The following is a 2,068-nucleotide window of genomic DNA, read 5'->3' as shown; positions in this document are numbered from 1 at the left end:
TTTTCTATCTCTCTTTTCGTCTCGCGCACCGACCCCCCCCCCACCCCCCCCCCCCCCCGCCCCGCCCCGCCCCCCCCCCCCCCCCGCGCCCGCCCGCCCCGCCCCCCCCGGGCCGCCGGCGACCAGCGGCTCCCCCACGCGGTCCTCACCGGGCTCTTCACGGCCCTCGAAGAACGGCGCCACGCCTGGTTCGTCCTCTACGACAGGACCCTGCCGCCCGGATCCGAACTGCGCCTCGCCGCCCAGCGGCACCGCGAGGCCATCGACGGACTCGCCGCGACGGGCACCGCGGCGCTGCTGAGCGGCCTGGGCAACGAGGACCCCCTCGACGCCGACACCCTCAAGCACGTGTGGACGGGAACGGTCAGCGCCCTGATGGGCTGGTGGATCGCCCACCCCGACCAGTCCGCCCGGGACATGAGCGCCCGCTGCGCCCGCCTCCTCGGGGCCGTCCGCGGCGGCTGACGGCCGGGCCGGTTCGGCGGTCAGCCGCCCTGGACCACCGGAGGGTTGAGGCGGGCGAAGCCCGGCTGGCGGTGGTAGGGGAAGTAGGGATAGGGGGCCGGGCGGGCGCTGGCCCCGTCGAGCCGTGCCATCTGCTCCGGGGTGAGCGTCCAGCCCACGGCCCCGAGGTTCTGGCGCAGTTGCTCCTCGTTGCGGGCGCCGATGATGACGGAGGACACGGTCGGCCGCTGCAACAGCCAGCGCAGGGCGATCTGCGGGATCGCCTTCCCGGTCTCCCGTGCGATCTCGTCCAGGGCGTCGACCACGCGGTGGAGGTGTTCCTCCTCCACGGGCGGCGCGAAGTCGGCGGTGTCGTGCAGCCTGCTGCCGGCGGGCAGGGGCCGGCCCCGGCGGATCCTGCCGGTGAGCCGTCCCCAGCCCAGGGGGCTCCAGACGATCGCGCCGAGCCCCTGGTCGAGGCCGAGCGGCATCAGCTCCCATTCGTAGTCACGGCCGATGAGGGAGTAGTAGACCTGGTGGGCGACGTAGCGCTCGCGGCCGTGGCGGTCCGCGGCGGCGAGGGATTTCATCGCCTGCCAGCCGGAGAAGTTGGATACGCCGAGGTGACGGATCTTCCCGGCCCGGACCAGGTCGTCCAGGGTGGAGAGCGCCTCTTCCACGGGGGTTCCGGCGTCGAAGGCGTGCAGCTGGAAGAGGTCGATGTGGTCCGTGCCGAGGCGGCGCAGCGCCTTGTCGACGGAGGTGATCAGGCGGGAGCGCGAGGTCCCCGCGTCCCCCGGGGCGTCGCTCGTGGGCAGGCCGGCCTTGGTGGAGATGAGCACCCGGTCGCGGCGGCCCTTGAGAGCGGCTCCGAGCACTTCCTCGGACGCACCGTCGGAGTAGACGTCGGCGGTGTCGAACAGGGTGATCCCGGCGTCGATGCAGATGTCGACCAGCCGACGCGCCTCCGCCACCCCGGTGTTGCCCCAGGCCCCGAAGAGCGGCCCCCGGCCACCGAAGGTGCCGGCGCCGAAGCTGAGCGCCGGAACCTGAAGCCCTGACGCACCCAGTCGCCTGTACTCCATGACGAATCCCCTCTCACGCACCCAGCTAATGGGGCTGTGGTTCCGTTAAGATGCCCCGAGCGTAGCAAGATGCGCGACTTAATGGAACTGGAGTCCCGTTATGGAGTTCACGGAAGCCGAGTCCGACCCGGGGGCCACCCGGCCCGGAGGGCGTACGGCGCGGGTGCGGGCGGCCGTGCTGGACGCCACCGCCGACGTGCTGGCCGAGCAGGGCTTCGCCCATCTCGACCTGACCGACATCGCGCGCCGCGCGGAGGTCGGGAAGACGACCGTCTACCGCCGCTGGGGCACGGCCACCGGGCTCGTGGCCGACCTGCTGCTGGACATGGCACAGCAGTCCGTGCCGCGCACGGAGACGGGTTCGCTGCTCGGGGACCTGACGGCCAACGCCCGTCTGGTGCAGCGCACGCTGGCCGACCCGCGGCAGGGGGCCCTGTTCAAGGCGGTGATCGCGGCGGCCGGCTGTGACGCGAAGGCGGCGCAGGCCCTGTACGGCTTCTACGCGGCCCGCGTCGGGGAATGGGCGCCGTGCGTCGAGG

Annotated in this window: 2 protein-coding genes and 1 pseudogene; 2 read left to right on the top strand and 1 reads right to left on the bottom strand. The window is 73.2% G+C overall.

Annotated elements, in window-relative coordinates; all coding sequences use genetic code 11:
• Positions 1-465: pseudogene (locus ACFXA3_RS33355) on the top strand (hypothetical protein); the annotation flags it as partial.
• A 20-nt stretch (positions 466-485) separates the two neighbouring features.
• Here ACFXA3_RS33355 and ACFXA3_RS33350 read toward each other — a convergent pair.
• Positions 486-1,529, bottom strand: coding sequence for an aldo/keto reductase (locus ACFXA3_RS33350; RefSeq protein ID WP_385193042.1), 1,044 nt, complete (start codon positions 1,527-1,529; stop codon positions 486-488).
• 100 nt (positions 1,530-1,629) lie between these two features.
• Here ACFXA3_RS33350 and ACFXA3_RS33345 point away from each other — a divergent pair.
• The coding region (locus ACFXA3_RS33345) for a TetR/AcrR family transcriptional regulator (protein WP_385193039.1) at positions 1,630-2,068 on the top strand (439 nt) is incomplete at its 3' end.

This window comes from Streptomyces sp. NPDC059456 (genome assembly GCF_042750055.1).
In the GTDB taxonomy this organism is placed as follows: domain Bacteria; phylum Actinomycetota; class Actinomycetes; order Streptomycetales; family Streptomycetaceae; genus Streptomyces.
The sequence above is the reverse complement of the archived record's forward strand: the minus strand, read 5'-3'. Positions and strand labels throughout refer to the sequence as shown.